The following is a 25,966-nucleotide window of genomic DNA, read 5'->3' as shown; positions in this document are numbered from 1 at the left end:
ATATTGGCCTTTACACTAAAGCCCTTCCTCCAGACCAAGTTCGCTTCTGACTACCTCTGCCTTCTCAACTTTCACCAAGCTAATTGCACTGTCTTGAACCCGGAAGATGTTCTCTTCCGTCCACTCCCAGGCAGCATTCATGGGCACATTCACGCCGCCTGCACTGAACCATACCTGAATCGTGTCTCCCCGAGTGGTCAGGTATACCTCGTTGAATGTTTGCTGGCTGGAGGCAGTAAAGGGTACCCGGGGGCAGGAGGCCAGGCGAGCCAGCACTTCCTGATCGTTTCGAAACCAGTTTTGTAGAAAGCCAAGGTGTTGGTCGGAGCACTGGTAACCCAGGTTTAGCGCGGTGAGTGCCTTGCATTTCAGGTTGCTGTACTCCTCGTTCGCCTCACCATCCCACTCGCACTCACTGCCGATAAAAGTAATGACGTAGCCCAGGGCCGCCCGTTCAGCGTCGGTCAGCTGATCAGCTAAAGCCTGATCGATCGCAATCGTGCTCACAGAGTCCTGCAGGCCGGCATCGTATACCTGTTCCCGCCACAGGAAGCGGATTTTGCTTTTAGCTGCAGTTTCGGCTTCTGATTCGGCCGGTGCTATACCTGAGGCAGCTTCTGCTATGGCTATATCGGTCTCCACTGTGGAGCAGCCGGACACGAGAAGCAGGAAAGGCAGTAGAAAGGCTTTCATGTTAGTGGGTGTGGAGCGTAATTGAAAGAAAGCGGCTATACCTTACAGGTTATCGCGCACAGACATGGCAGCCGCTTTGCGGGCAGGGCGTATGGACACCAGCATGGTGATGATCACAATGGCGGCACCCGTCAGCACGAAGTCCATCAAAACAAGCTTCACTGGGTAGGAGTCGACGACCGACGTAGCCATACCCATGGAGACAATGCCGAAGGTTTGCTGCAGGTTAGCGATCAGCATGCCTAGCGATAGACCGTAAGACGCCCCGATAAAGGCGACCAGCGCGCCCTCAAACAGGAATATGTTGCGAATCTGCTCTTTGGTGGCGCCCATAGAGGCAAGCACGGCAATGTCTTTTTTCTTGTCGATCACCAGCATGGAGAGGGAGAAGAAGATATTGAGCGAAGCAATGAGCAGAATAAAGGCGAAGGTAATGAACACGAAGAGCTTTTCAACCTTCACGGCACGCAGCAGACTGGTGTGCTGTTCGTCGCTGTTCTGGACCAGGAAGCCCTCTCCCAGCACCTTCTGCAAGGCGCGTTTCACCGTCTCGATGCGTTGCCCGTTCTCTACCTTGATCTCGATGGCTGTTCGCCGCCGGCCGTATTCCATGAGCTCCTCCGCAAACTGGATGGGCACAAACACATAGGCATCGTCGTACTGCCGCTCGATGGCAAACACGCCTCCAGGTGTTATCTGCAGTGACTTGAAAGCTCCTTCGGGGTTAAGCGGATTGAACTTGGTATTACGCGGGTACAGGAACTGCATGTTCGTGAACTCATTGTTTGTCCGGATGGATAACTGATACTGCACACCCCGCCCGACCAAGGCGTAGTAATTATTATTGGCGTACAGGTTATAGTGTCCCTCCACCACCGAAGAGCCTATTCTGTTCTGCTCGAAAAAGTTTTCGCTTACACCCTTTACTTTCACCACCATCTGGCGGTCGTTGTAGCGCAACAGGGCGTTGTCTTCGATCACCTCAGTTACCAGCGCCACGCCAGGTGTGCGGCGTATCCGGTTCATAAACTCCGTGTCCGTCTCAAAGGACTTGCCCTCTGCCGCCGATATCTTCAGGTTGGGATCGAAGCTGGTATAGATAGTCCGGATAAGGTCTTCGAGGCCGTTGAACACCGACAGCACGATGATGAGCGCGGCTGTACCCACCGCCACGCCGATCATGGCAATGTTGGAGATAATGCTGATGATGTTCCTCTTCTTCTTAGAGAAAAAATAACGCTTCGCTATGAGATAAGGGACGTTCATTTAGCAGGTATAGGTGCTTAGGCTAAAGGTTGATTGTTGATTGTTCTTACAAAGTTTTTTACAGTTACAGGCATTTCAGCATACCTGGCCTGCCTTTCACCTGCGCCCTGCTATACCTTTCCAAGAAGCTTAGCAGCAGCGCGGTTATATCACAACTTCTACATCAACTTAATCACTGTGTTGAATCAACAATTTAGCAATTAAGCCATCAACAATTAAATTTATTTCCATGCTTTCACGATCAGGCCGGTGCCAGAGTCATGCTTGCCGTTCACATCCAGCCAGTTTAGTACCAAACTTATCGGAAACGTGATCAGGTAATAGAATGGCAGCAGGATAAAGAACGCCTTGGATGTATTCAGCATTAGGAGCGGATACTTCATGGATAGTCGCCACGAGATTTGCCCTGGTTTGCCGTATGAATAGCGCGCCTCTACTCTGCTGAAGCCGGCCGAGAAAAGCTTATCCTGAATTTCGCGGATGTTATACCCGTCGCGCACGTGCTCCTCTATAAACGACGTTTCATCGTCGCCGTGCACGTCCGAGCCACCCTGATCTGACGGGGTGGAGATCACCAGCATGCCGCCCGGCACCAGCGATGCCTGAAAGTTGCGGAACACTTCCACGTCCTCCAGAATATGCTCCATCACGTCCACTGACAGGATCAGGTCGTAGGTATTTTCTTCGCGGTACTTCACCAGATCGCCAATACGAAACAGCACGTTCTGCCGGCCGACAGCTCTGAAGAAGCGGTTGCTGTCCGAAATCTGTTCTTCTTTTACGTCAACGGCCAGTATGCTCCACTTGCTGCTCTGGCTCGAGAGCCAGTAGGTATACTGTCCGAAGCCGGAGCCCGCATCCAGTATGTGCTGCTCATCGTTTTTGCGGTTGGCGGCCCACTCGCGCAACTCCTTGTGCACGTGCCAGGCACGTAGCAGGAGCAGGTCCAGCAGGTTGTAAAATACGCGGCGCAGGAAAGGGGTCTTGTTAAAAACATCGCCCAGCACGCGCTTGATCGGGTCGTACTGCATAAGGGTGTTGCTGCTTCTTAGCGGGTATAAGTATCGTCCTCCTCGTCTTCTTCGGGGGCAGGCGGTATATCGAGGTTGGCAAATAGTTTATCGATCTTGGCGGAGTACTCGGCGGTATCGTCCAGGAAAAACACGAGCTCAGGTACAACGCGCACCTGGCTCTTAATGCGCTGGGCCAGCAGGTGGCGGATCGTTTTGGTGTTGACCCGCAGCTCCTGCAGCAGCATCTCGTTGCCGTCCTTGGCGTTCATCACGCTCAGGTATACACGCGCCAGTCCCAGGTCGGGCGACACACGTACAACGCTTACCGATATGTAGGCGCCTCCGAACAGGTGTGGCACTTCCCGCTGGAAGACCTCTGCCAACTCCTTCTGAATAAGGCGCGAAAATTTCTGTTGTCTTTTACTTTCCATATTGAAGATGCAAATATCATATTAATTTCGCATTTTTACCCCAATTGTGCCGTACTCATTTCGGCTCAGGCTGGTGTATAGTTCTTTCTAACTCCGTCTTCCTTTGATTAGTTACTTCCGAAGCATACTGCCTTCCCGCTTATTTTTGCTGGTATTACTGTTCCTGGCTATCCGGCTGCCTCTTTTCTTTTTGGGTATACCCGCCACCTCGTCCGAGCTGCTGCACATGTTGGTAGGGGAGCGAATGGCAGGTGGTTTTGCCTTGTACCGTGATATTTATGACACCACAGCACCGCTTTCGGCCCTCGTGTACTGGACCATCGATGTGATAGCGGGGCGCTCATACCTGAGTTACCGGATCGTGGCTACCCTGCTGATGCTCTTTCAGGCGATCATGTTTAATGTGACACTTAACCGGCACCAGGTATACGCCGGCAAGGGCTACATCCCTGCTTTGCTATACCTGCTCATGGGTAGCCTTACCTTTGAGTTTGACATGCTGACGCCGCTGCTGATCGGCAATACGTTCCTTATTCTGTCGCTCCCTTATATTATCACCATCTCACGGGAGGGTTTTGAAAACAACCGCCTGTTTGTAGGGGGCTTTATGGTGGGACTTGCGGCGCTCAGCTACCTGCCCTTAGCTCAATTTCTGCTAGTGGCGGCATTTGGGGTTGTGCTCTTCGCCTCCAATACATTCAGAAGCTTCTTGCTGATGCTGTGCGGCTTTGCATTTCCGTATGCCGTGCTTTTTACCTACTACCTGTACACCAATACAGCCTCTCAGTTTGTGGAAATGCACCTGCTGCAGTCCTGGCAGTTTGGCATCAACCCACTGGTACCGCCAGCACATCTGGTCTTGGCATTGGCTCTTCCCGCAGCCATCCTCCTCCTTTCGCTCATCAGCACTACTTCGCTTCCGCAGCGTCTTGTGTTCCAGGGCAAGTTTCAGCAACTCATGACGGTATGGCTCGTGGTCAGCATTATGGTATTGGTGACGCGGCATGAGCTGTCAGTAGGCTCATTTGTGGTCATACTACCCCCCATTGCTTATTTTGGTGAGTTTCTGTTTACAAGCCGCATGAAGAAATGGATACTGAACCTGATGTTTTTCATCCTGCTGGGTGGGGTCTTGTTGATCCGCTACCGGGAGCCCTTGGGTATAGCTTCCTTTGTGAAGATAGATGACTCGCAGTTGCTGCTGCCGAATGGCGGTGCGAGCGGAACGGTTAAAGGCAGCTCTGTCCTGGTGCTGGGTGAAGACCTGAGCTACTATGAGCATAACAAGCTGGCGACGCCATACCTTAACTGGCAACTATCACAGCGTCACTTCGGCCACCTTAACGAGTACCAGGCTGTGTATGACCTCTATCAGAATTTCCATCAGGAAACGCCCGAGTACATTGTGGACCAGGTGGGGCTTATGCCGCACCTAAAACACAAACTGCCGTCCGTTTTCGAAGGTTATGCACCCACGCAAACAGCGGCAGTTTATAAGAGAGTTCGTTAACCGGCTATACCTGACTTAGCAAACCGGAATTTTATCGACCCGATTCTGATGGCGTCCACCTTCAAACGCTGTCTCCAGAAACACGCGCGTCATGTCGGCGGCTACCTCCTGCGAAACGAAGCGGGCAGGTATACAAAGGATGTTGGCGTTGTTGTGCTCCCGGGATAATTTCGCCAGCTCCGTCTGCCAGCAAAGGGCTGCCCGTATTTCCTGGTACTTATTGGCGGTCATGGCCACACCGTTTCCACTACCGCAGATCAGCACACCAAAATCAGCCTCTTTGTTTACCACAGCCTTGGCAAGCGGGTGCACATGATCCGGATAGTCCACCGAAGCGTCTGATCCAGGACCGAAGTCTGTTACTTCATGACCAGCTGCCGTTAGCTGCTCTTTCAGCAGGTTTTTATAGGTAAAACCGGCATGGTCGCCGCCGATCGCTATTTTATATCCCATAGTTTTAAGCTTTACTTTCGTTCAATCTTTTCAAATCACGCTTGATAATTCTTCTCGACACGCCTATACTTACTTCGTACAGGATGATCAGTGGAATGGATATGATGAGCTGGCTGATCACATCCGGCGGTGTGATAACCGCTGCCACAATTAAAATAACGACAACGGCATGTCTTCGATATAGCTTCATCACTTCCGGCGAGAGCAGGCCTGCTTTGGTGAAGAAGTATACGATAACGGGCAACTCAAACATAATGGCACAAGCCAGGCAGAGTGTCGTAAGCGTCGAGATGTAGGAAGTCAGGTCAAACTCATTCAGAATAGACGGATCTACCTGATAGCCTGCCAGGAAGTTGATCGAAATAGGGGATACCACATAGTAGCCAAACAGCAGACCCATCGCAAACAGGATCGATACCCAGAACACCGCGCCGCGCGAGCTCTGCTGCTCCTGTGGGTATAGGCCGGGCTTCACAAATCGCCAGATCTCCCAGAATGCATATGGAAAGGCACAGGCCAATCCCAACACCAGCGACACCATGATGTGCATGGAGAGCTGTCCGCTCATCTGCCGGCTCTGGATCGTGAAACCAAGGTCCTCTATACACAGCACATCGGAACCCATCCACTGACCCACATCGCACATAAACCGATAGCTCAGGAAGTCTGGTCGGGCTGGGGCCAGGATAATATCATGAAAAACAAAGCCTTTTGCCAAAAAGGCGGCAACGGCAAAGATCAGAATAGAGGCGAGTGAGCGGATGATGTGCCACCTTAACTCTTCCAGATGATCCACAAAGGACATCTCCTGCTGCGGCTCTCCTCCTCCTTCTTCCAGGTACGGTTGGTCCATCAATCGTCGCTCTTAGATATGCTTATGGTGTTATTAATAAGCAAAAAGTGGGTAGTCTTTCATCCAGCTGTTCACTTCTTTGCGCACAGCTCCTATTTTGCTTTCGTTTTCGTTATGAGTCAGCACATCATCGATCAGTTCCACGATGCGGGCCATGTCCGCCTCTTTAAGTCCACGCGTTGTAATCGCGGCCGTTCCTATACGCATACCTGAAGTTACGAATGGCGACTTGTCATCAAAAGGCACCATGTTCTTGTTGATGGTGATATCTGCTTTAACAAGTGTATTTTCGGCTAGCTTGCCAGTTAATCCTTTCGTGCGCAGGTCGATCAGCATCATGTGGTTATCTGTACCCCCTGAGATGATGTTATAGCCACGCTCCACAAAGGCGGCTGCCATAGCCTGCGCATTTTGCTGTACCTGCTTGATATAGCCCATATAGTCGTCAGACAGCGCCTCGTAGTAAGCCACTGCTTTTGCCGCAATCACGTGTTCCAGCGGTCCACCCTGCGTTCCTGGGAACACGGCGCCGTCCAGCAGGGAAGACATCATGCGGATTTCGCCTTTCGGAGTCTTAAGCCCAAATGGGTTTTCAAAGTCTTTGCCCATCATGATCATACCGCCTCTTGGTCCGCGCAGTGTTTTGTGCGTGGTGGTGGTTACGATGTGGCAGTGCTCAAAAGGATCGTTCAAAAGTCCTTTGGCAATCAGCCCGGAAGGGTGGGAAATGTCCGCCATCAGCAGGGCACCTACCTCATCGGCGGCGGCACGCAGCTTTTTATAATCCCAGTCACGACTGTAGGCAGAAGCGCCACAGATGATCAGCTTCGGTTGCTCACGACGAGCTGTTTCCACTACTTTGTCAAAGTCGATCAGGCCTGTTTCCTGCTCCACGCCGTAGAAACTTGGCTTGTACAGTTTGCCCGAGAAGTTAACAGGGGAGCCATGTGTCAGGTGACCGCCATGCGATAGGTCGAAACCCAGTATCTTATCGCCTGGCTGCAGTACGGCAAGCATCACAGCAGCATTAGCCTGCGCGCCGGAGTGTGGCTGTACGTTGGCCCAGCTTGCTCCAAAAAGCTCCTTCGCACGATCGATCGCCAGCTGCTCTGACTGATCCACAATTTCGCAGCCACCATAGTAACGCTTGCCCGGCAGGCCTTCGGCATACTTGTTGGTCATGACGCTGCCCATCGCTTCCATCACCTGATCCGAAACGAAGTTCTCGGACGCGATCAGTTCGATGCCGTGGGTCTGGCGTGCTTTTTCTTTTGCAATCAGGTCAAATATAGCTGTGTCTTTCTGCATGGCTTCTTTGGTTTTATATTCCTTCAAAATTAAAGCTTGCTCCTGAATAAACCAATGTTTCAAATGTTTATCTACGAGGCCGCCCCAGTTACTGGATTTGCCGGTTGTTAATTTATTTTGGCTTTAGGGCATCTCCGTCTGTTTCGATCAACTCTCTTATAAAGCCAAGAAGGCCCGCCATTGTTGGCGGGCCTTCTTTATGATGATAATTCTTAGATTACTGCTTCATCAGCTTCACCTGCTCTGTCTTACCGTTAAACTCTGTCATCAGGATGTAGATTCCTTTTGGCAGGTTGTTGTTCAGGTTTAACGTGATGGTGTTTTCTCCCGCTTCAACGTCATAAGACTTGCTCTGAATTCTGGTGCCACTCATGTTAACTACTGTCACATTCAGTTTACCAGCTTCTTCTGCTGTGTACACCAGCTTGGAATCAGGATTGATTGGGTTAGGGTACACTCTAGGCTCTACTGCCATGTGCAATCCATTGGCTGACACTGCCACCACTTTGCTGTAATCGGTTGTACCATCCAAGTCTACCTGCTTCAATCTGTAGTAACGTGTGCCAGTGAAATTGCCTTTGTGGGTAAACTGGTAGTTCTGACGAATAGAGCTGTTGTTTACACTGCTGTGTACTCTACCTACCGCTTTGAATTTACCTTTCAGGTCTTCTGTCATCTCTACATCGAAGTAATCGTTGTCAAGTTCAGACGCTGTTGCCCAAGTTAAGAACACGGCACTATTTTGCTTCACTGCTTTGAAAGAGATCAACTCTACTGGGAGTGGGATAACTGGGGTTGAGCCGTTCACTGTTAGTACTTCAGTAGTAGCTCCTTCTGAAGAGTGTGTAATCTGTGCGGAAGACGCACCCGTTTTAGAAGGCGTGAATCTAACCCAAAGCTCTGTAGCTTCTAATGTATTATCTACGATCTCCTCGATAATAGTTATAGTTTTCACAAATGTACCTTCTTCGCCAGTTCTAGAGATTGTATAATCCCCAGGCAAACCATTTACATCAACTATCACGCTGGCTCCATCGTTCAAGTTCACAGCACTTACTTGGTATAATTTCATATCACTTGAACCCTGTATTACAGTAAAGCCCATTTCGGTTTCAGAAATAGTAATAATTGGTCCGATTACTTTAAACGGTTCACTTGGAGAGGAACATTCAACACCAAATACTGTGACTGGTCCTGAGATTGCACCTTCCGGAACTTGTACGTCAATCGTATTTTCATCTAGAACAAAGAAGTTAGCTTCAATTCCTCCAAATGTTACTTTGTTAACTAAATTAAGATTAGTACCATGTATATACACATAATCGCCTACTTTACCTTCATATAAGTCTAAGCCAGTGACTTCTGGACAGATAGGAGTTAAAGCGATACCATTAATATTTAGTATTTGTGTTTCTCCGTTGGCTGTCTGATGACTAATACTAGTACTTGAATTTCCAGAAACAGCAGGAGTGAACTTTACCCAAATCTCTACAGGTGCTAAAGTTCTGTTAACTATAACACCATCTACTTCTTCCTCAACAATATTTTCATTTATAGAAATTGTCTTAACAAATGGCCCATCAGCAGTTCTAGAGATTGTAAAATTACCTTCTAGGTCACTCACGTCAATTAAAACCCCAGCAGCAGCATCTAAATACATCGCACTTACTTGATAAGATTGAATTTCGCTGGAACCAACATTTGCGTTCATCTCCATTTCTGTTTTAGAGATTTTAATTGTTGGGTTTAGTACAGTAAATGACTCGCTTTGAGCAGAACAATCCTCGCTATAGACTTCCACTGGACCAGACAGGGCTCCCTCTGGTACCTGAACATCTATTGTGTTCTCATCTACAACAAAGAAATTAGCTTCAACTCCCCCAAATGTAACTTTTGTTGCTTTCTCAAAGTTTGTTCCATATATATAAACATAACTCCCCACTATTCCCTGATACACATCAAGGCTCTCTATTTCAGGGCAGTATACACTTACACCCGTCACAGTAAATGTATATGGATTTATTTCTGCATCATTATTGGCTATTGTAATTAATGCTGATTTTGACCCTGCATCAAGTGGCTTGAACGTAATGGTAAAGCTTGTACTACTGCCAGGTGCAACAACTGCATCCGTTTTAGAAAAATCAACTATAAAGTCAGATGGATTTGATCCAGTGATACTAATTAGAGGAGTACTCGTAAGTAGAAGATTTGCGTTACCTGTATTCTCGATTACATATTCAATGGCTGAGCTTTGTGACCCAACTGGATATCTCCCAAATGCATAATTTGAATTACTTAGTATATCAGTAAAGCCTTGCTTTATGTTAATCTTTGGTACAGCTTTAATAATCTTTACATCATCTACTGTTGCTGTACCTCCTGTTACGCTTAATAATTCTAATCTTACGGTACTTGTAGTCGGCTGCAAATTAAATGAAACTTTCTCTCCAATAGTAGAACTTACTACTGTAAAAGATTTTTCTCCAACAGAGACATATTCACCGCCTATCTGTTTCTCAAAAACCCCAAACTTTAAGCCCTGAAAGCCTCTAGCTCCTTCAGCTTTTATCCAGAAAGACACCTGAGCAGCGACATCTTGGAAGTTTATTTCTATATAAGAACCAACTGTAGTGAAGTTAGCTGATCCATCAGATTGGCTCTCACCCATATTACCTCCTTTGTCAATCCCTAGACCAGAGGATTTCCATCCTTCTTTGTTTGCTGGAATCGTTTGCCAAGGTCCTCCGTGGCTTGTAGGCAACAAGGCCTGTCCATGTGATTCAAACACTCTTGCAAAGCAGAATATTAGAAGCAGCAACAGCCTCATCGTGTGTTTCCTTAAAAGGAATTTTAAAAGGGTAGAAGTTTGTGCCATAGTACAGCGATTAAATAACCCGACAATAAAAGGTATTAAGTAAAAAATTAAAAGTTTTCTTCTTCTTCTTCTGCTGCCTAGCAATAATTAGACAGGCATTAAGACATTATTTCTTCAAAAAGAACTATTCTTATATAAATCAGTGCAAGAACTCCCAATCATCTCTTTAATTCCTAGCGAATCCAAATTCTCGGAGCTTTTTCTCTTACTATATAGTCTGATAAATATAGTGCAAAGCTAGTACAAAAGACAAATATATTTACAAGAAATTTATATATAAAAATTTAAGGATGATTTATTGTGCGAATATTGCACATATTAGCGGCATTTCTAGATCAACTTTATTTTACAACGATATTTTATAAGGCTGCACTTAATGCGCTCCCGAGACTGATGTGCCCTCAATTAACTGATTGCCAGACCATAAAGACACACAGGACTTATGTTATGATAAATCAGATGAAATATGTATTCTGATTAGATACACAACGAGCTAATTATAATTTACCAATTAAGGATATGAATTGCACAACATTGTTATAAGTTTTTCACATATAGGTTTGTATATATATAAACAGTTCAATACATTTTAAGGGCTGAGACCTTTTCTTATTTGGTTGCCAATATAAGTAAAATGCAAATATCCTACTTAAACAACTTAAATTTATAACTCCATGAAACAAGCTTTACTCAAATTGCTGGCTTTTCCTTTTAGAGGAACGTCTAGAGAATCAGTCCTATGTAGCAGGCGCACTAATTGGACTTTAAACAGAGCTGTGCTCTTGGTAGCCCTATTGTTTATGAGTCTAACAGTTACTGCTTCACATTTTAAGGGAGGACAGGTAACTTATAAGTCCTTGGGGGAAGGTCAATATGAAATGACCATAAAGGGCTACTGGGACAAGGACGCTGTGGGAAGCATCGTGCTTACTTACGAAGGCGCTCCTAGAATCAATACAGGCACTGTTACACTCTCCAAAACTTTGCTTCCTGATGGCATGACAGTGGAGCATGTTCAACGCCAGAGGATTACTTGGTCTAAGCCCGGCTTGTACCAGATTTCGTGGAGGAGCTGCTGTCGTGCTAACGGGTCTAACTTTGGCTCTGAGGAAAGTGGCCTTTTTGCGGCTATCAAGTATGACGCTAACCAGCCAAGTTCATCTCCGCAGTTTTATGACCTGCCAGTATTTAACTTTACAGTTGGCAAAGCGATCCGTTATAACATGAACGTAGAGGACCCGGACAGGCATGGCCAGGAGTACTCCCTGGAACTTCCTTACGGGATAAGCGGGGATCCTTATAAGCTCATGAAAGAAACAGGGTTCCATGTTAACAACGACGGCACCATTAACTGGGAACGTCCGCTAAAAGGATTGTGGCTCGTAAACGTAAAAATTCGCGAAAAAATAAACGGCGAGTTTACAGGAGCTTTTGTTCTACGTGACTTCATCCTGAACATTACGGACGGAACCAATACGGCTCCTGTTCTAACCCAAGTCGCAGAACAATATGTTACAAAAGGCGAGACTTTTTCATTTGATGTGCTGGCTACGGACGCACAGCAGCAGAATATAAAACTACAAGCTAACAGCTCTATGCTCGAAAAAGGAGCCATGTTCTCTCAGTTAGACTTTGGGCATAATGCGAAGGGCACATTCACATGGGCAACAAAGGCTGAGCATGTGGGCCGCTTCGCCGTTCAGTTCACCGCTACGGACTCCGATGTGGTACCTCTCTCTTCTCAGATGACGGTTTACGTTAACGTACTTGCTGAAGCGTGTACTGTAAAGGCTGGCTATACCTTAAATCAAACGCCCTGTGTTGGCAGCAACAATGGAGAGGTAACTTTATCAGGCAGTAACGGCATCGCCCCCTATACTTATTCGCTGGATGGCGGACAAACATTTCAAGCCGAAGCTACTTTCAGTAATCTGGCTGGTGGTGCCTACGGGGCGGTAGTAAAAGATGCAAAAGGCTGTACTACTACTGCTCAGGTTCACGTTACAGAAGAGACGCTGACACAGGTTAGCTTAAATCTTGCCACTACGGTTTACTGCCTCAATTCTGGACCGGCTACACTTTCCGGAGGCACCCTGGCAGACGGAACCTTTGCAGGCAATGGTGTGATAGCGGGCGTGTTCTACCCATCGGTTGCCGGACTTGGCAAACATACGATTATGTATAGCTATACTAATGCAAACGGCTGCACTAACACAATCTCTCAGGAAGTAGAAATTAATGCTGCACCGGTTGTATCAGCTGGAGTTGATCAGACAGTGATAATAGGGTATAACAAAAGTTTTGCATGCGCCACGCTAACCGCTAGCAGTGCAAGCGCCATATCTTTCTTATGGAGCAACGGCGCAACTACTCAAAGCATTGAAGTATGCCCTACTGCTACAACAGTGTACACCGTAACCATAACTGATCAGTATGGCTGCACAAGCAGCGATGAAGTAACTGTATTTGTGCAGGACGTGCGTTGCGGCAATAAGATGGATAAGGTAGTGGTGTGCCACAATGGGAAACCTATTTGCATAGCACCGCAGGCAGTTCAGGCGCACCTTGATCACGGTGATGTACTGGGCGATTGCAGCGAGATCTCATCAGGCAGACTTAATCAAAAGGCCGAGGGCGCTTCCGTAGCTGTTTTTCCTAACCCGATGGTTGACAGATCTCAGCTGAGAGTTGTTGCAAAGACACAAGGCGATATTTCAATTGACATTCTGGATATGAACGGCAAGGTGGTGCGCAAGCTACATAATGGCATAGTGAATGAAGGACAAGAGTTGAACTTCGACTTAAAGCGTAACATCGGTCCGAATAACATCTACATTGGCAGAGTCGTGACGGAGTTTGGAGTCCAGACCTTCAAGATCATGATTACTGAATAAGATAACCTAACAAACAGAAAAGGCCTACGGATTGCAGGCCTTTTCTGTTTTATACCATTTATACTATACCTCGCTAGCGCTTCATCAGCTTGAAGGTATGCTTCGTGTCGTTGTCAAGCACATGTAACACATACATGCCCTTGGTTGTGATGCTGCGCATATCAACTGTAATGGAATTGCCAGAGGTTTCCTCGGTGTGTTGCTGCAACACTTTGCCCATTGCATCCATCAAGACCACCTGTACGTTGCGAGCCTCCGTACCATTGAGCGTCACGATAACTGCATCATCAAATGGATTAGGGTATGCAGAAACTGTGGCATTGTCCGCGTTCAGGGCAACGGCTCTGATTGGCGAGAATGAGGTAGTACCATCGAAGTCAATCTGCTTCAGGCGATAGTAGCGTGTGCCAGACACTGCTTTTGTATCCAGGAAGTTGTAGTGCTGTGTATGTGAAGTTGTTCCTACTTTACTTTCCACAAAACCGATCGCCTTGAAATCTCTAGCATTGTTTGATACCTGCACTTCAAAGCCTTTGTTTTCAAGTTCCGAAGCAGTTGCCCAGGTTAGGTTTACACCTTTGGTTTGGGCTTGGGCTTTGAAGAACATGAGCTCTACGGGAAGGGGAATAATTGCAAGATTTGTAATCCTATATATATCATTATTAGTACCCTCCAGATTCAAATAACAAGAACGATATTCAGGCTTTATCTTAATGTCAACCCTCATACCATCGATGTTACCAGGCATTTCTTCAATGGTGAAGCTCCGCATGTTCGATCCTGAAAATGGTATCCACTCGGTAGATTTTACCTCTTGTTTGAACCATTCATAAGATTCTATCTCACCCTCGGGTATATTACTTAATACTACTTGAAAAGTGGCTCTACTACCAATCACCATGACATCTTGCTCCGCAATCTGCCCGGTCGGGGCTAATGGTGATCCTGTAGATGAAGCAGTAATATTAACTCTTGGCCCTTCACAAAGAGCACTAGCAATACTTACTTGATAGGTAACTGAACTATTCGCATTTAAATTGACTAAATGAGTTAGTCCTTGACCAATTAAACTATTGTTCATGTACCATCTATAAGTTTGACCATCTCCAGCACCAGTAGCTGTTAGGATTAATTCACCAGGTCCACATCTGCTAACATTAGGTGCGATTGGGCTATTAGAAATTTCGGTTTTATTTAAACCAACCCTAACGCTTCTACAAGTAAGATTATTAGGATTGATGATCTCAACATAGATTTGCTGAAATTGATTAGCTTTTATAACATATGTATCATTTGTTACGCCTGCGATAGGTTGTGCTCCCGTTGCAGAGGTATACCATCTATATTCTTCATTTGTATTAGCACCGCTAGCAGTAAAAGTAACATCATCTCCATTTTTTGTTTGGCAAGTACCACTAGAGATTAGGGTAGGGGTATTAGGGCGCCCAACAGTAGCTACTATAGGCACTCTAGGGCTTTCACATAAAGTAGCGTTATTAATTCTTGTAACGTAAAAAGTCCATGTTTCCCTTAATGGTTGTTGAGGAGTGTAAGTTTCAGTTGTAATAACATTACCATTTGGTGCAGTAATAGGTGTACCCCCTTCTTCTTGGATATACCATCTATAACTTTCACCGCTAGTAGCGCCTGAAGCTGTAAGAGTTAAATTAGCAGGAGAGTTACAGCTCGCGACATTTGCAACACTTGGCGGGAGTGTACAAGCTGAAATTATCAAACTATTAATGTATAACTCTGAATTGTTTAAATCATTAGAGACAGATAACCTCAGATATTGATTAGGTAGTGTAGTTGGCACTGAAAAGGTAGCAGTGTATTCTCGGTAGTCAACTGAAACATCAATAGTTATTGGACTGCCAAGTGATATTCCTGCACCTGTAGGAGTTTGAGATCGCATCAAAGAAATTGAACCTGGGTTTTTTACAGCTCTTGCACGAATTAATATAGTATATGTGTTACCAGCCTCTAATTCGAACACCCTGTCTAAGGTTCCTTTTTTTATAAGTAAATTACCTGCATAACCATGGTTGCCTGCATTCCCATTATCGGCAATAATAGCCCACTGACTGTTACTTAAACTGAAGCTGCCTTTAGTAATATTGCCTCGTTCAAGTTCATTCATTGAAATCACCTGTCCTACACTCTCCCCACTCACCAGCAGGAAAAAGCTTAGCAACAATAACATAAAAATTTTACTTGCCACAGCTGTTCCCGTAGCGTTGGCAGTTGGCCGCTGGATGAGGGCGGCGGTTGGATTGTAGATGTGTTTCATAATAAACAAAAATTAGAAGATTCAGGTTGGTGGCTTGACCAAAGCCTCAGTATGGTCATAGCAATCCCGCTTATGCTTTTTACAGCATTTTTTAGAACTCTATCTTTAGAGGTCTAACCCAACAGGTATAGTTTAGCTAGCTATAAACCAATATGCCACATATCGCCATACAGGAGCACCTTTTACCTATAAAATATTGGGGAGAATTATTTTGCCCTTTAACTAAATTAGTCTAAATTATTATTAATATAAAGCAATATTAATTATAGGACAGGGAATTTCAATACAATTATTGTTATTTTTTTTATCTGATTTTTACAAATTGCACTAGAATCTAACAGTTTCATTAGTCTGCTTAAGTATAAAACTATCTTTACATAATGCTTTATGGCATATATAAAGATTCAAATATCTAATTATCAACTCTTTCTACGCACTACATAAGGCCGGTCTAAATTGCACTGAATATTCAATAAATTAGTATCTAAATCCAACGCTACAAGGTTGCCGTAGGCGGCGTTTTTGTAGTAGACGCAGCCGGCATCGATGTTGATTCGGGCACTTTGGTGGGTAACACTTTTCTTTATGGCATGGAGTGCAGTGGGAGTATGGCCGTGCAGCAGTCTCTTGTTATCCAGCCGGTTCCAGTCGACGGTATAGTTTCTGATGTTGAGCATGGCTTCTTTGTCGCTGAACAGATCATCCTGATGGAAGTCGAAGCCGGCGTGCACCAGATAGTAGTCGGGCAGTTCGAGGTAGTAGGGAAGGGAATCTATGAAATGGGCGTAGGTAGTGGAGAGTTTCCTAAAGTCATGCATCCCGAAATTTTGGAGCACCATTTCTTTCTCTAGCTCTGAAAGGTTCAGTGCTGACTCTCCTTTGGAGGCCGCTTTGAGTAGCATCTGGTCGTGGTTGCCACGCAGGCAGTGTACCTGGTACTGCTGCTTCTGGAGGTGCATGATAAAATCGAGTACGCCTTTGCTGTCAGGGCCTTTGTTAACGTAATCGCCCAGCAGGTATAGCTCGTCCGTCTTTTTGAGCTGCAGTCGCTCGAGCACGAGCGCTTTAAAAGTGCGGGCGCAGCCGTGTATGTCACTGATCGCGTATCGGGCCATAGCGGGGTGCGTCTGGTCTGAATCGGTTTGAATTGGCTAAAAAAATAGCACCTGTGTTATGAGCAGGTGCTATTTTTTCAGCTGTTTTCTGATTAGTTATACTTGTTATTGTCTAAGCCGGGCTTGTCGTGGTTGCGGTTTGGGTTGTTTACGCGCACGTTGGCTCCTGTTTCATCCGCATCATCCACGGTATACTTCTCTTCCAGTTCCTCGTGCTCAGATCTGGTGCTGTTCGGATCCACCGGCTTGCCGCCGGCAGCTTTGTCCTGACCCTTTCCTGTTGGGTTTCCTGAGTTTTCCCCTCCAGGCTGGGTATGCTTATATGATGGCATAATGTGTCCTCCTTGTTTTAATGTTAAAAATAAAAGGCAAGTGGCTTCAGGCTATACCTGAGAGCAGCTATACCTTGTGTAAAGTTCAGCGCTATCGATCAGGTCCCGCGCCCTTCGTCTTCGGTACGCATGTTGTCGGGTGGTGGTGTACCGTCGTCAGCAAAATCATTGACGCCAGTGGCTGACGGTCCTTCGGAAGCTGTATCGCTACCGAAGCCCTCTTTGCCATCGCGGTTACCGAAGCCGCCGCGCTGATGTTCGTTCTTCGGCGGATCTGCGCCCGGGATAATATGCCCTGCACGGAATTCCTGATCCGTAGTGTCGTCCTCAATCACACGCACCGGCCTGTTTTTGGCAGCTTCGCTGTGGTTCGCTTCGCCAGCGTGTTTATCGTTTTCCTTGTTTTCCATAGTTGTATCTTTATCGCGCTTCACTTAAGTGCTATACCTGTTTTTACTCCATTTTGGCCGCTATGGTTTAATTTGCTTAGCTGCCCACCTGTTCGCCGCCATTCACGTGGATCACTTGGCCGGTTATATAAGAGCCGTCCTCCGACGCCAGCAGCACATAGGCCGGAGCTACTTCCGATGGCTGCCCAGGGCGCCCTAGCGGAACATTTTGACCGAACTCCTTCACTTTCTTCTTGTCAAAAGAGGCAGGTATAAGCGGGGTCCAGATCGGGCCGGGTGCTACTGTGTTCACGCGTATTTTCTTTTCGGCCAGATTGGCTGAAAGCGAGCGGGTGAAGGCTGTGATAGCCCCTTTGGTAGAGGCGTAATCCATGAGGTGGTCGCTGCCGCGGTAGGAGGTAACGGAAGTGGAGTTGATGATGGCGCCGCCTTCTTTCATATGCTCCAGCGCCGCCTTGGTCATGTAAAACATCGAGAAGATATTCGTCTGGAATGTGCGTCGCAACTGATCCTTCGAAATGTCTTTAAGGTCGGTTTGCTCATGCTGTTCGGCCGCATTGTTAACCAGTATGTCCAGGCCTCCGAGCTCCTTCACGGCTTGCTTCACAGCATTTTTGCAGAAGGTTTCGTCGCCGATATCGCCTGAGATAAGCACCCCTTTCCTACCTTCCTTCTCTATAAGCTGAAGCGTGTCTTTGGCATCTTTGTCCTCGTTGAGGTATACAATGGCCACATCGGCTCCTTCGCGGGCAAAGTGTACGGCCACGGCCCGGCCTATACCACTGTCACCACCCGTGATCAATGCTTTCTTACCCTTCAATTTATCGCTGCCTTTGTAATTTTGGCGTATGTACTCCGGCTGCGGGGTCATTTTGTGTTCTTTGCCGGGCTGCACTCCCTGTTCCTGAGCGGGTACTTCTTTTGGTTTGTTTGCCATAGTTTTCATAGTTTTAGTGTGACCGCAGTCCATACTATACGCCTGCATTTTTAGCCTAGTTACCGCAGACCGGCATCTTGTGAGGTAGCTGGCCGTTTATACCTTAAAATATAGCACCAGAAGATCATGTGGAAGGAAACAGAAAATATGCTCACCCGCAGCCTCGAGTTCAAAGATTTCAGGTCGGCCATGGCTTTTATGAACAAAGTGGCTGATGTGGCCGAGGAGCTCAACCATCACCCGTGGTGGAGCAATGTATATAACAAAGTAGAGATCGAGCTGACCACCCACGACGCCGGCAACACAGTGACAGACAAAGACCTGGAGCTGGCCCGCCGCATCGATGAGATCTACGATAACATGATGGTATAAATTGCTTGAAGTTGACTTACAACCGCTTAAACCAGTGTGCTAGCGAAGTATTCAGCCGTGCACAATCGACAATTAAGTAATACCTTTGCTGCATGCAGGAACCTGAAAAAACCAATCTATACCTGGTGCCGACACCCATCGGTAACCTGGAGGATATTACACTGCGGGCCATTCGCATCCTGAAGGAAGTGGACGTGATTCTGGCCGAGGACACCCGTACCAGCGGCAAGTTGCTGCAGCACCTGGGTATAGAGAAGCGCATGCATAGCCATCACCTGCACAACGAACACAAAGCCAGCGCACACCTGGCAGATCGCATGAAAGCAGGTGAGGTGATGGCACTCATTTCGGATGCCGGCACACCCGGAATTTCTGACCCAGGCTTTCTGCTGGTGCGTGAGTGCCTGAAGGCTGGTCTTAAGGTAGAATGCCTGCCGGGCGCAACTGCCTTTGTGCCTGCCTTGGTCAAATCTGGCTTCAGCACCGACCGGTTTACTTTTGAGGGGTTTCTGCCTTTGAAAAAGGGACGTCAGACACGCCTGATCAGTTTGGCAACAGAGGAGCGCACCATGATTTTCTATGAGTCTCCGCACCGCCTGCTTAAAACGCTCACACAGTTCAAAGAGTACTTCGGAGGCGAACGTATGGCTTCTGTTTCACGTGAAATCTCGAAGATGTTTGAAGAGACCATTAACGGTACCCTAGACGAACTGATCGAAATCTTTACTACCAAAGCCATTAAAGGGGAATTTGTGTTGGTAGTTTCCGGAGCGGGAGCAAAGTAGGACCACGGCTAACACAACGAAAATGTATACCTGTGTTGGAAGCGCAGCGAATTTGAGGAACAGAATAGCCAGACTATTGGGCTTCGGCTTTTTAATAGATTAAAAACTTTGACAAAATCGTGACACATGATAGGATTGTCGCGGTATCAATATAACCATGAAGCTATACCTTAAAAAGCTTTCACTCATATTTACCTTGCTCTTCGCCACTCTGCAGGTGCAGGCGCAGTTTGAGGGCAGCCAACTTTCGCAGGAGGCCAAAATCAGCCTGATCACCTGCTCGCCGGGCGATGAACTCTATGCCATCTTCGGACACAGTGCCGTGCGTGTCAACGACCCCGCCACAGGTATGGACATCGTGTTCAACTACGGCACCTTCGACTTCAACGAGCCAGGCTTTTACATCAAGTTTATCCGGGGCAAACTCAACTACAAGCTTTCCATCGCCTACTTCCAGGATTTCGCCTACAGCTATACCCTGGACAATCGCTCCATCTATGAGCAGGAGATGAACTTCACGGAAGCGCAGAAGCAACAGTACTGGCAGTTTCTTACGAACAACTATCTGCCTCAGAATCGCTTTTACCTCTACGACTTCTTCTTCGACAACTGCGCCACCCGCATACGCGATGGTATAGAAGCTACTTTCCCCGACCAGGTGGCCTTCAACATCGCGCACCTGGACAAGGACATGAGCTTCCGCAACCTGATCGACCTATACCTGCCGCCGCAGCCCTGGTCCGATTTCGGGATAGACCTAGCTCTGGGCGCACCGATCGACCAAAAGGCCACGCCCTACGAATACATGTTCCTGCCCAATTATTTGTCGGAGGGATTCGGTAACGCTACAATTCAGCAAGATGGACGGCAGGTGCCCTTGGTAGGCAAGCCAACCGTTATTTTCCAGAACAGTCCGCCGCCTGCCTCAACTGGTGGCCCGTTTAGCCCCGTGGTGGTGTGGTGGCTATTTTTCGGGGCAGTTGCCCTCATTACGTACCTCGACTACAAGCACCGCAAGCGCAGCCGTATGTTTGATGTGTTTTTCTTCCTGATCACGGGTCTGCTGGGCGTATTGCTATTTCTGCTTTGGTTTGCCACTGATCATCAGGCGGCTGCCAACAACTTTAATCTGCTCTGGGCACTGCCTACCCACGTGGTAGCTGCAGCTTTCCTGGCCCGTCCTGTGCTGCCGGGCTGGTTGCAGAAATACATGCTGGTAACGGCTGCGCTCGCTTTCATCACGCTACTGTTGTGGTGGGCGTGGCCGCAGCAATTACATACCGCTGTTTTCCCGATTGCCTTAGCCCTCTTGGTAAGAGCCGCGTATACGGTTTGGGCTGCCAGACAGCCAATGGTTATCAGCAACACGAACACTAAAATAAAAGAGCGGATATGAACTTGCAGCAACTTTGCCAGAATGCCAATATCATCGTCAAAAGAGTAGGCGCATTTATCAAGCACGAAGCAACCACCTTCGACAGGGGTAAGGTAGAACTGAAAGGCTTTAATAACCTGGTATCGTACGTTGATAAAGAGGCCGAAAAGCAACTGGTAGAGGCACTGCGAAATTTGTTGCCCGAGGCAGGCTTTATTACAGAAGAGGAAACCGACAACACCCGCGGCGAGCGTTTCAACTGGATCATCGACCCTCTGGATGGCACCACTAACTTTACCCATGGCTTGCCGCTTTACTCTGTGAGCGTAGCGCTGATGGACGCCGACGAGGTGGTGCTGGGCATCGTGTACGAGATTAACAAAGACGAATGCTTCTATGCGACAAAGGGCAACGGCGCATTCTTAAATGACAGTCCCATTAAGGTATCGCCTGCGGAAAAGTTGAAGGATTCGCTCATCGCCACAGGCTTTCCTTATTATGAGTTCGGTCTCACGCAGCAGTACCTGCAGGTGCTGGGCGCTTTTATGGGCAAATCGCATGGGGTGCGGCGGCTCGGCTCGGCCGCGTTAGACCTAGCTTATGTGGCGGTTGGTCGTTTTGAGGGTTTCTTTGAATTTAACCTGAATGCCTGGGATGTGGCAGGCGGCGCTATTATTGTGCAGGAGGCTGGCGGACATGTCTCAAAGTTCACAGCTGGCGGCGACTATGTTTTTGACCGGGAGATCGTGGCCAGTAACGGCAACATCCACCAGGAGATGCTCGATACGATTGCCGAGCACTGGAAAGAGCCACTTCCCTAAACTTTTTGTAAATTTGTGTAGTTGATAAGAGCATATGGTACAGAACATCATCATCTTCCTGATATTCGCGGTAGCAATAGCCTACATGGTACGGGTGATTTACCGCAGCGTCATGCCTAACAAAAATGCCGGATGCGCTAAAGGCTGTGGTGGCTGCTCCGCCATCGACCTTAGTAAGATCCAGAAGGAGCTCGAGAAGAAAGCGGTATAGCTATACCTTGAAACAGGCCTGACGAAAGAACTTCCGGCAAAGGACTGTCTGACTACTCCTTTCTGAATAGCTAACCAGGTATAGCATCTATACCTGATATCACCCTGGTCTCAATGCCTGAACTATCTCTGGGTGAATTCGGCTATACCTTCGCGCAAAACCTCAACGCCTTAGGTATAAGCTTTGTCAGTTTCGTGGCACTATACCTGATAGTTTGTTCTGACTTACTTTAACTCCTACGCCTCCACTACCTGAGGCTATTAATAATTCCAGCCCCTTTTTCGTATCCATTGCCTGAATTTGCGTATAGGTTTATACCTAACCTGAATATCCCTTAAAACTATACGCTATGCAAGATAAAGTAGAAGAAAGAAGCCTCATTAACGTACTCAACCGCCTTCGCAAGGACGGCTATACCTACGACTTTAAAGTGTCTGGAGAGGGCAAACTATGCACCATGGAGGACAAGCAGACCTTCGGGCCGGATGAGGTGCGCATCGTGGACTTTTACCGATTCGAGGGTGAGAGCGATCCGGATGATATGTCGATACTATATGCCGTGGAAACCAGCAACGGCCTGCACGGCACGATCTCTAACTCGTACGGACCTTATGCCGATGCGAAGGTCGATGACTTCCTGAAACAGGTGGAGGACCTTGGCAAAAACCTTGACAAAAAAGACAAATAAAACAGAAAGGGCCGATTAGTCGGCCCTTTCTGTTTTATACCTGTATTGGCTATACCTCATTGTCTGTCATTCCACGGCCATCCCTCATTTGGTTCTGCATTTGTTCCAGATGCTCGCTCAGCTTCTCGCCACCTTTTATACCAAAGTCCAGTGTGCGAATCGGGAACGGAATCATGATGTTGTTTGCATCAAAAGCCTTTTTGATCTTGATAATGGCATCGCTCTTGGCTGATACAAAATCTACCTGCCGCGAATAAGTAATCCAGAAGCGGGCCTTGAAATTAATAGAGCTGTCCCCGAAGGCATCGTACATCACTTCTATGTCACGCGTCTTTACCCGGTTCTTCACATCTTGCAAGGCTTCTATTGCAATCTGCTGCACGTGCTCCAAATCCTCTCCGTACGACACGCCCACATCCAAATCGATACGCCGTGTGCCGCCGTTCGAATAGTTGGTTACCGGGTTTTCAAACACCATCTTGTTGGGCAGTTTTACCAGTTCGCCGGAGGGCTGCCGAATATCTAACGTGCGGAGCGATACTCGTTCAATAACCCCGAAATAGTCGTTGGTTTCTATCATGTCGCCCACGCCAAAGGGCTTATGCACAGCGATGATGATACCGGAGATAAAGTTGGCGGCAATGTCTTGAAAGGCAAAACCTAAAGCCAGACCGATGATACCGACACCGGCCAGCAAGGAGATGACCACCTTGTCGAGTTGTAGCACGCTGAGTACAAAGAAAAAGCCGACCGCCAGCAAGGAAATGTAGAGGATATTGGAAATCAGGTTGTTGAGAGCCGCGCTGTGCGATATACGTCCTATCACTTTGTCTAATCCGTTGCGGATAAACCGGGCCACCACAAATGTGATGATTATGAGTATGATCGCTACCGCAATATTGGGCAGCATCAAAATTAAGTGCTCACCCCAATTATCCAGCTTGCCCAGCAAAAGGTCGATAGCCTTGTTAATATCGTTCATATAGTATCTGATTGTTGCACATCACCTTCAGGTATAGCCTAAGCCCATACCCGCGTGCCCTCGGTGCAGTTGCGGCACATTTCTATCTCTTCCCGAGATTGTAACAACGATTTGCGGAATTGGTTATACCCCGGGCTGCGCCATACCTGCCGGAAGCTTTGCTCTTTCACGTCCCCCATTCGGTACTCGGCATCTTTGTCGAAACAGCAGGGCACTATCAAGCCGTCCCAAGTGATCACGCACGAGTGCCACATCTTCCAGCACTGGTTGAGTAATTTGTTCTTGATGGAAAAACTGCCGTTGCCGTTGTTCTTATACCTGGAATAATAATCGATGGTAGGTATAAGCGGCGAGCCCTGCTCGTAATCATAAATCTGTGCTGTTTTGAACACCACTTCATCCACACCCAGCTCGTCGGCCAGCGCCTGCACTTCCGAAATCTGATGCTCGTTAGGCTTTACCACCAGAAACTGAAACATAATGTGTGGCGTGCGCGACTTCAGCTCTTTTTTCCACTTCACGACCTGTCGTGTGCCCTCCAGCACCTTGTCCAGTTTACCACCCACACGGTAGGCCGCGTAGGTCTCCTGCGTAGTCCCGTCAATCGATACGATCAGGCGGTCCAGGCCCGACTCTACGGTCTTGCGTGCGGTATCGCTATCAAGGAAGTGGGCGTTGGTGGAAGTAGCGGTATAGATGCCGCGGTCTGATGCGTACTTCACCAACTCCAGAAAACTCTTATGCAGGTATGGCTCGCCCTGAAAGTAGAAGATCAGGTATAGCAGGCGCTTGTGCAGCTGATCGATGGTCTCTTTAAACAGATCATTCTGCAGCATACCGGTGGGTCTGGTGAAGGAGCGGAGGCCGCTGGGGCACTCGGGGCAACGCAGGTTGCAGGAGGTAGTCGGCTCAAACGAAATGCTGATCGGGTCGCCCCAGTGCACCGCTTTCCGCGACATACGTGCATACCAATAGCTGCCCGCCACCTGCAGGGCATTGTACATGCGCAACGGCGTTAATTTCGACAGGAAGTTGAGCTTGTCAGTGAGGTGGAGCTTCATGTACAGGTATGCAAAAGAAAGGGCAGCCCACAAAGGCTGCCCTCTAAATTATGCTATCTGGCGCTAACGGCCAAAATTACGTGTTGTTTAGTAACGGAAAAGCGCTTTTACGCTGCCACCATCTTCACTCACCTCGGCCAAACCGTTGTAGCTGCTCACGTATACCTTACCGCCCTGCGCCAGCGTCTTGATGGCCGCCAGGTTAATCAGGTCGTCGTCGCCGCGCTGGTAGTCTTTGTGCACTTCGGCCACGGCACTCTTGGCATCGTAGCGTCCCCACACCGGGTTACTTGGCGTAATAAACAGCGTGTCGACGCGGCCGTGCACCGCTTCGGCGGCTACCGTGGCAATGTCTTCGGACGTTACGCCGGTGCCTGCCACGTTCTCGTAGCGGCTCAGCGAGTCGGTATGGCTCTGCTGCATCAGCGGCTTCATCACTTCCAGCGCCTTCTCGTGTATGGTCTGCGGGCTCATACCTGCGGCGCTCTCGTTCAGGTTGATGTGCTGCGGCACAATGTGCTTGTACTTACTGAACTTGCGGTACAGGGCGCAGTAGTGGTCCACGCCGGCCAGCACGAGTGGCTCGGTGGCGTTGTGCAGAATCTCCTGCAGGCTGTTGTCTATCTCGTGAATGAACTCAATTACCTCGTCGTGCTCTTCGTCGCCTTTGCTGGCACCCGCCCCGTGCACAATATTGGAGCCGTTTACGGTTGTGGTCGAGTTATGGAAATCCTGGTCTTTACCTTTCAGCGTGAACTTGAGCGCCTCGTTCATGCTCTCCGGCGCAAAAGCACTGATGTCTATCTGCCGGATGCGTTCAATAGTGGCTTCGTAAAAACCGATACGTTCGCGGTAAAGCGACAAGATAAAGAAACGGCCGTTCTGGCTCAGGAGCGGCAACATGGGTGTGAAGTGGAACTGGTCGAGCACGTATACCACGTCTGGCATGGTGGCCGGGAGGGTATAGTGCGCCGAGAAGCCTTTGGTCAGAAACACGGCCAACCCTTCGGCCTGGTGGCGCCAGAATCCGGTGTCGTCCAGTAGTCCTTCGGCAGGCTGCAGGTAGGCGTTAATTTCTGCCTCTGGCACATCGTGCCTGGCCAGCAGGGCGCGCGCTTCTTTCAGTTTGTTTTTAAAGAGTGTCTGATTCTGACCATTCAGGGTTTCGTGGCCGGCGCGGTGTGTAGGTATGTAAATAGAGATGCAAAGTGCGCCCTTCGTGTTGCTCTGCACATTAAGCAGTTTCTCAATGTCACTTTTGTTGATTAAAGCCATATTTTCTAGCGGT

At 48.0% G+C, this 25,966-nt stretch carries 24 protein-coding genes; 8 read left to right on the top strand and 16 right to left on the bottom strand.

Annotated elements, in window-relative coordinates; all coding sequences use genetic code 11:
• Positions 1-15: 15 nt before the first annotated feature.
• The 4 genes from L1278_RS05170 to rbfA form a co-directional block, all read right to left on the bottom strand.
• Entirely contained in the window at positions 16-693 is a 678-nt protein-coding gene (locus L1278_RS05170; RefSeq protein WP_253401582.1) for a hypothetical protein, read from the bottom strand.
• A gap of 42 nt (positions 694-735) precedes the next feature.
• Positions 736-1,959: an FtsX-like permease family protein gene (locus tag L1278_RS05165; protein ID WP_253401580.1), complete on the bottom strand. Its 1,224-nt coding sequence runs from the start codon at positions 1,957-1,959 to the stop codon at positions 736-738.
• 221 nt (positions 1,960-2,180) lie between these two features.
• Entirely contained in the window at positions 2,181-2,990 is an 810-nt protein-coding gene (locus L1278_RS05160; protein WP_253401577.1) for a bifunctional 2-polyprenyl-6-hydroxyphenol methylase/3-demethylubiquinol 3-O-methyltransferase UbiG, read from the bottom strand.
• Positions 2,991-3,007: 17 nt separating this feature from the next.
• A complete protein-coding gene (rbfA, locus tag L1278_RS05155; protein WP_188500824.1) occupies positions 3,008-3,403 on the bottom strand; it encodes a 30S ribosome-binding factor RbfA in 396 nt (131 codons plus the stop codon).
• Positions 3,404-3,548: 145 nt separating this feature from the next.
• Between rbfA and L1278_RS05150 the strand changes: the two genes are divergently transcribed.
• The gene (locus L1278_RS05150; protein ID WP_253401575.1) at positions 3,549-4,913 is read left to right on the top strand and encodes a hypothetical protein; all 1,365 of its coding nucleotides are present in this window, start codon (positions 3,549-3,551) and stop codon (positions 4,911-4,913) included.
• A 15-nt stretch (positions 4,914-4,928) separates the two neighbouring features.
• Here the strand turns inward: L1278_RS05150 and rpiB are convergent, their stop codons facing one another.
• From rpiB to L1278_RS05130, 4 genes are all read right to left on the bottom strand, one after another.
• On the bottom strand, positions 4,929-5,366 hold the full coding sequence (rpiB, locus tag L1278_RS05145) for a ribose 5-phosphate isomerase B (RefSeq protein ID WP_076668312.1): 438 nt from the start codon (positions 5,364-5,366) through the stop codon (positions 4,929-4,931).
• A 4-nt stretch (positions 5,367-5,370) separates the two neighbouring features.
• Entirely contained in the window at positions 5,371-6,219 is an 849-nt protein-coding gene (gene tatC, locus L1278_RS05140) for a twin-arginine translocase subunit TatC (RefSeq protein WP_253401573.1), read from the bottom strand.
• A gap of 33 nt (positions 6,220-6,252) precedes the next feature.
• Positions 6,253-7,527, bottom strand: coding sequence for a serine hydroxymethyltransferase (gene glyA, locus L1278_RS05135; protein WP_253401571.1), 1,275 nt, complete (start codon positions 7,525-7,527; stop codon positions 6,253-6,255).
• A 217-nt stretch (positions 7,528-7,744) separates the two neighbouring features.
• Complete coding sequence (locus tag L1278_RS05130; RefSeq protein ID WP_253401569.1) at positions 7,745-10,405, bottom strand: choice-of-anchor D domain-containing protein; 2,661 nt, start codon at positions 10,403-10,405, stop codon at positions 7,745-7,747.
• A gap of 800 nt (positions 10,406-11,205) precedes the next feature.
• Here L1278_RS05130 and L1278_RS05125 point away from each other — a divergent pair.
• Entirely contained in the window at positions 11,206-13,299 is a 2,094-nt protein-coding gene (locus tag L1278_RS05125; protein ID WP_253401567.1) for a T9SS type A sorting domain-containing protein, read from the top strand.
• A gap of 73 nt (positions 13,300-13,372) precedes the next feature.
• Here L1278_RS05125 and L1278_RS05120 read toward each other — a convergent pair whose 3' ends face one another.
• The 5 genes from L1278_RS05120 to L1278_RS05100 form a co-directional block, all read right to left on the bottom strand.
• The gene (locus L1278_RS05120; protein WP_253401565.1) at positions 13,373-15,589 is read right to left on the bottom strand and encodes a T9SS type A sorting domain-containing protein; all 2,217 of its coding nucleotides are present in this window, start codon (positions 15,587-15,589) and stop codon (positions 13,373-13,375) included.
• A 419-nt stretch (positions 15,590-16,008) separates the two neighbouring features.
• Positions 16,009-16,704 carry a metallophosphoesterase family protein gene (locus L1278_RS05115; protein ID WP_253401564.1) on the bottom strand — a complete coding sequence of 232 codons (696 nt, stop codon included), beginning with the start codon at positions 16,702-16,704 and terminating at the stop codon, positions 16,009-16,011.
• Positions 16,705-16,796: 92 nt separating this feature from the next.
• The gene (locus L1278_RS05110) at positions 16,797-17,036 is read right to left on the bottom strand and encodes a hypothetical protein (RefSeq protein ID WP_253401562.1); all 240 of its coding nucleotides are present in this window, start codon (positions 17,034-17,036) and stop codon (positions 16,797-16,799) included.
• A 98-nt stretch (positions 17,037-17,134) separates the two neighbouring features.
• Entirely contained in the window at positions 17,135-17,470 is a 336-nt protein-coding gene (locus tag L1278_RS05105) for a hypothetical protein (protein WP_253401560.1), read from the bottom strand.
• A 52-nt stretch (positions 17,471-17,522) separates the two neighbouring features.
• Positions 17,523-18,392: an SDR family oxidoreductase gene (locus L1278_RS05100; protein WP_253401558.1), complete on the bottom strand. Its 870-nt coding sequence runs from the start codon at positions 18,390-18,392 to the stop codon at positions 17,523-17,525.
• A gap of 117 nt (positions 18,393-18,509) precedes the next feature.
• Here L1278_RS05100 and L1278_RS05095 point away from each other — a divergent pair, with 117 nt between their 5' ends.
• The 6 genes from L1278_RS05095 (at position 18,510) to L1278_RS05070 (ending at position 22,635) form a co-directional block, all read left to right on the top strand.
• Complete coding sequence (locus L1278_RS05095) at positions 18,510-18,755, top strand: 4a-hydroxytetrahydrobiopterin dehydratase (protein WP_253401556.1); 246 nt, start codon at positions 18,510-18,512, stop codon at positions 18,753-18,755.
• A 92-nt stretch (positions 18,756-18,847) separates the two neighbouring features.
• A complete protein-coding gene (gene rsmI / locus L1278_RS05090; protein ID WP_253401554.1) occupies positions 18,848-19,540 on the top strand; it encodes a 16S rRNA (cytidine(1402)-2'-O)-methyltransferase in 693 nt (230 codons plus the stop codon).
• A 157-nt stretch (positions 19,541-19,697) separates the two neighbouring features.
• Positions 19,698-20,936, top strand: coding sequence for a DUF4105 domain-containing protein (locus L1278_RS05085; RefSeq protein ID WP_253401552.1), 1,239 nt, complete (start codon positions 19,698-19,700; stop codon positions 20,934-20,936).
• Positions 20,933-21,736 (top strand): inositol monophosphatase family protein, encoded by an 804-nt coding sequence (locus L1278_RS05080; RefSeq protein WP_253401550.1) that lies wholly within the window; start codon positions 20,933-20,935, stop codon positions 21,734-21,736. Before L1278_RS05085 ends, L1278_RS05080 begins: the two co-directional genes overlap by 4 nt.
• Before the next feature lie 34 nt (positions 21,737-21,770).
• A complete protein-coding gene (locus L1278_RS05075) occupies positions 21,771-21,947 on the top strand; it encodes a FeoB-associated Cys-rich membrane protein (RefSeq protein ID WP_253401548.1) in 177 nt (58 codons plus the stop codon).
• Between the two features lie 349 nt (positions 21,948-22,296).
• On the top strand, positions 22,297-22,635 hold the full coding sequence (locus L1278_RS05070) for a hypothetical protein (protein WP_253401546.1): 339 nt from the start codon (positions 22,297-22,299) through the stop codon (positions 22,633-22,635).
• Between the two features lie 49 nt (positions 22,636-22,684).
• Here the strand turns inward: L1278_RS05070 and L1278_RS05065 are convergent, their stop codons facing one another.
• From L1278_RS05065 to L1278_RS05055, 3 genes are all read right to left on the bottom strand, one after another.
• The gene (locus tag L1278_RS05065) at positions 22,685-23,617 is read right to left on the bottom strand and encodes a mechanosensitive ion channel family protein (RefSeq protein ID WP_253401544.1); all 933 of its coding nucleotides are present in this window, start codon (positions 23,615-23,617) and stop codon (positions 22,685-22,687) included.
• A gap of 38 nt (positions 23,618-23,655) precedes the next feature.
• On the bottom strand, positions 23,656-24,678 hold the full coding sequence (locus L1278_RS05060) for a radical SAM/SPASM domain-containing protein (RefSeq protein ID WP_253401542.1): 1,023 nt from the start codon (positions 24,676-24,678) through the stop codon (positions 23,656-23,658).
• 87 nt (positions 24,679-24,765) lie between these two features.
• Positions 24,766-25,953, bottom strand: coding sequence for a hypothetical protein (locus L1278_RS05055; protein ID WP_253401539.1), 1,188 nt, complete (start codon positions 25,951-25,953; stop codon positions 24,766-24,768).
• Positions 25,954-25,966: the final 13 nt, after the last annotated feature.

The sequence above is a fragment of the Pontibacter sp. HSC-36F09 genome, from assembly GCF_024171605.1.
Taxonomy (GTDB): Bacteria; Bacteroidota; Bacteroidia; order Cytophagales; family Hymenobacteraceae; genus Pontibacter.
This window is presented reverse-complemented; position numbering and strand designations above follow the sequence as displayed.

What these genes read in the sequence shown, in the direction of transcription:
- L1278_RS05170 (WP_253401582.1), bottom strand. Translation starts at nt 693, where the DNA reads ATGAAAGCCTTTCTACTGCCTTTCCTGCTTCTCGTGTCCGGCTGCTCC.
- L1278_RS05165 (WP_253401580.1), bottom strand. Translation starts at nt 1,959, where the DNA reads ATGAACGTCCCTTATCTCATAGCGAAGCGTTATTTTTTCTCTAAGAAG.
- L1278_RS05160 (WP_253401577.1), bottom strand. Translation starts at nt 2,990, where the DNA reads ATGCAGTACGACCCGATCAAGCGCGTGCTGGGCGATGTTTTTAACAAG.
- rbfA (WP_188500824.1), bottom strand. Translation starts at nt 3,403, where the DNA reads ATGGAAAGTAAAAGACAACAGAAATTTTCGCGCCTTATTCAGAAGGAG.
- rpiB (WP_076668312.1), bottom strand. Translation starts at nt 5,366, where the DNA reads ATGGGATATAAAATAGCGATCGGCGGCGACCATGCCGGTTTTACCTAT.
- tatC (WP_253401573.1), bottom strand. Translation starts at nt 6,219, where the DNA reads ATGGACCAACCGTACCTGGAAGAAGGAGGAGGAGAGCCGCAGCAGGAG.
- glyA (WP_253401571.1), bottom strand. Translation starts at nt 7,527, where the DNA reads ATGCAGAAAGACACAGCTATATTTGACCTGATTGCAAAAGAAAAAGCA.
- L1278_RS05130 (WP_253401569.1), bottom strand. Translation starts at nt 10,405, where the DNA reads ATGGCACAAACTTCTACCCTTTTAAAATTCCTTTTAAGGAAACACACG.
- L1278_RS05125 (WP_253401567.1), top strand. Translation starts at nt 11,206, where the DNA reads ATGAGTCTAACAGTTACTGCTTCACATTTTAAGGGAGGACAGGTAACT.
- L1278_RS05120 (WP_253401565.1), bottom strand. Translation starts at nt 15,589, where the DNA reads ATGAAACACATCTACAATCCAACCGCCGCCCTCATCCAGCGGCCAACT.
- L1278_RS05115 (WP_253401564.1), bottom strand. Translation starts at nt 16,704, where the DNA reads ATGGCCCGATACGCGATCAGTGACATACACGGCTGCGCCCGCACTTTT.
- L1278_RS05110 (WP_253401562.1), bottom strand. Translation starts at nt 17,036, where the DNA reads ATGCCATCATATAAGCATACCCAGCCTGGAGGGGAAAACTCAGGAAAC.
- L1278_RS05100 (WP_253401558.1), bottom strand. Translation starts at nt 18,392, where the DNA reads ATGAAAACTATGGCAAACAAACCAAAAGAAGTACCCGCTCAGGAACAG.
- L1278_RS05095 (WP_253401556.1), top strand. Translation starts at nt 18,510, where the DNA reads ATGTGGAAGGAAACAGAAAATATGCTCACCCGCAGCCTCGAGTTCAAA.
- rsmI (WP_253401554.1), top strand. Translation starts at nt 18,848, where the DNA reads ATGCAGGAACCTGAAAAAACCAATCTATACCTGGTGCCGACACCCATC.
- L1278_RS05085 (WP_253401552.1), top strand. Translation starts at nt 19,698, where the DNA reads ATGAAGCTATACCTTAAAAAGCTTTCACTCATATTTACCTTGCTCTTC.
- L1278_RS05080 (WP_253401550.1), top strand. Translation starts at nt 20,933, where the DNA reads ATGAACTTGCAGCAACTTTGCCAGAATGCCAATATCATCGTCAAAAGA.
- L1278_RS05075 (WP_253401548.1), top strand. Translation starts at nt 21,771, where the DNA reads ATGGTACAGAACATCATCATCTTCCTGATATTCGCGGTAGCAATAGCC.
- L1278_RS05070 (WP_253401546.1), top strand. Translation starts at nt 22,297, where the DNA reads ATGCAAGATAAAGTAGAAGAAAGAAGCCTCATTAACGTACTCAACCGC.
- L1278_RS05065 (WP_253401544.1), bottom strand. Translation starts at nt 23,617, where the DNA reads ATGAACGATATTAACAAGGCTATCGACCTTTTGCTGGGCAAGCTGGAT.
- L1278_RS05060 (WP_253401542.1), bottom strand. Translation starts at nt 24,678, where the DNA reads ATGAAGCTCCACCTCACTGACAAGCTCAACTTCCTGTCGAAATTAACG.
- L1278_RS05055 (WP_253401539.1), bottom strand. Translation starts at nt 25,953, where the DNA reads ATGGCTTTAATCAACAAAAGTGACATTGAGAAACTGCTTAATGTGCAG.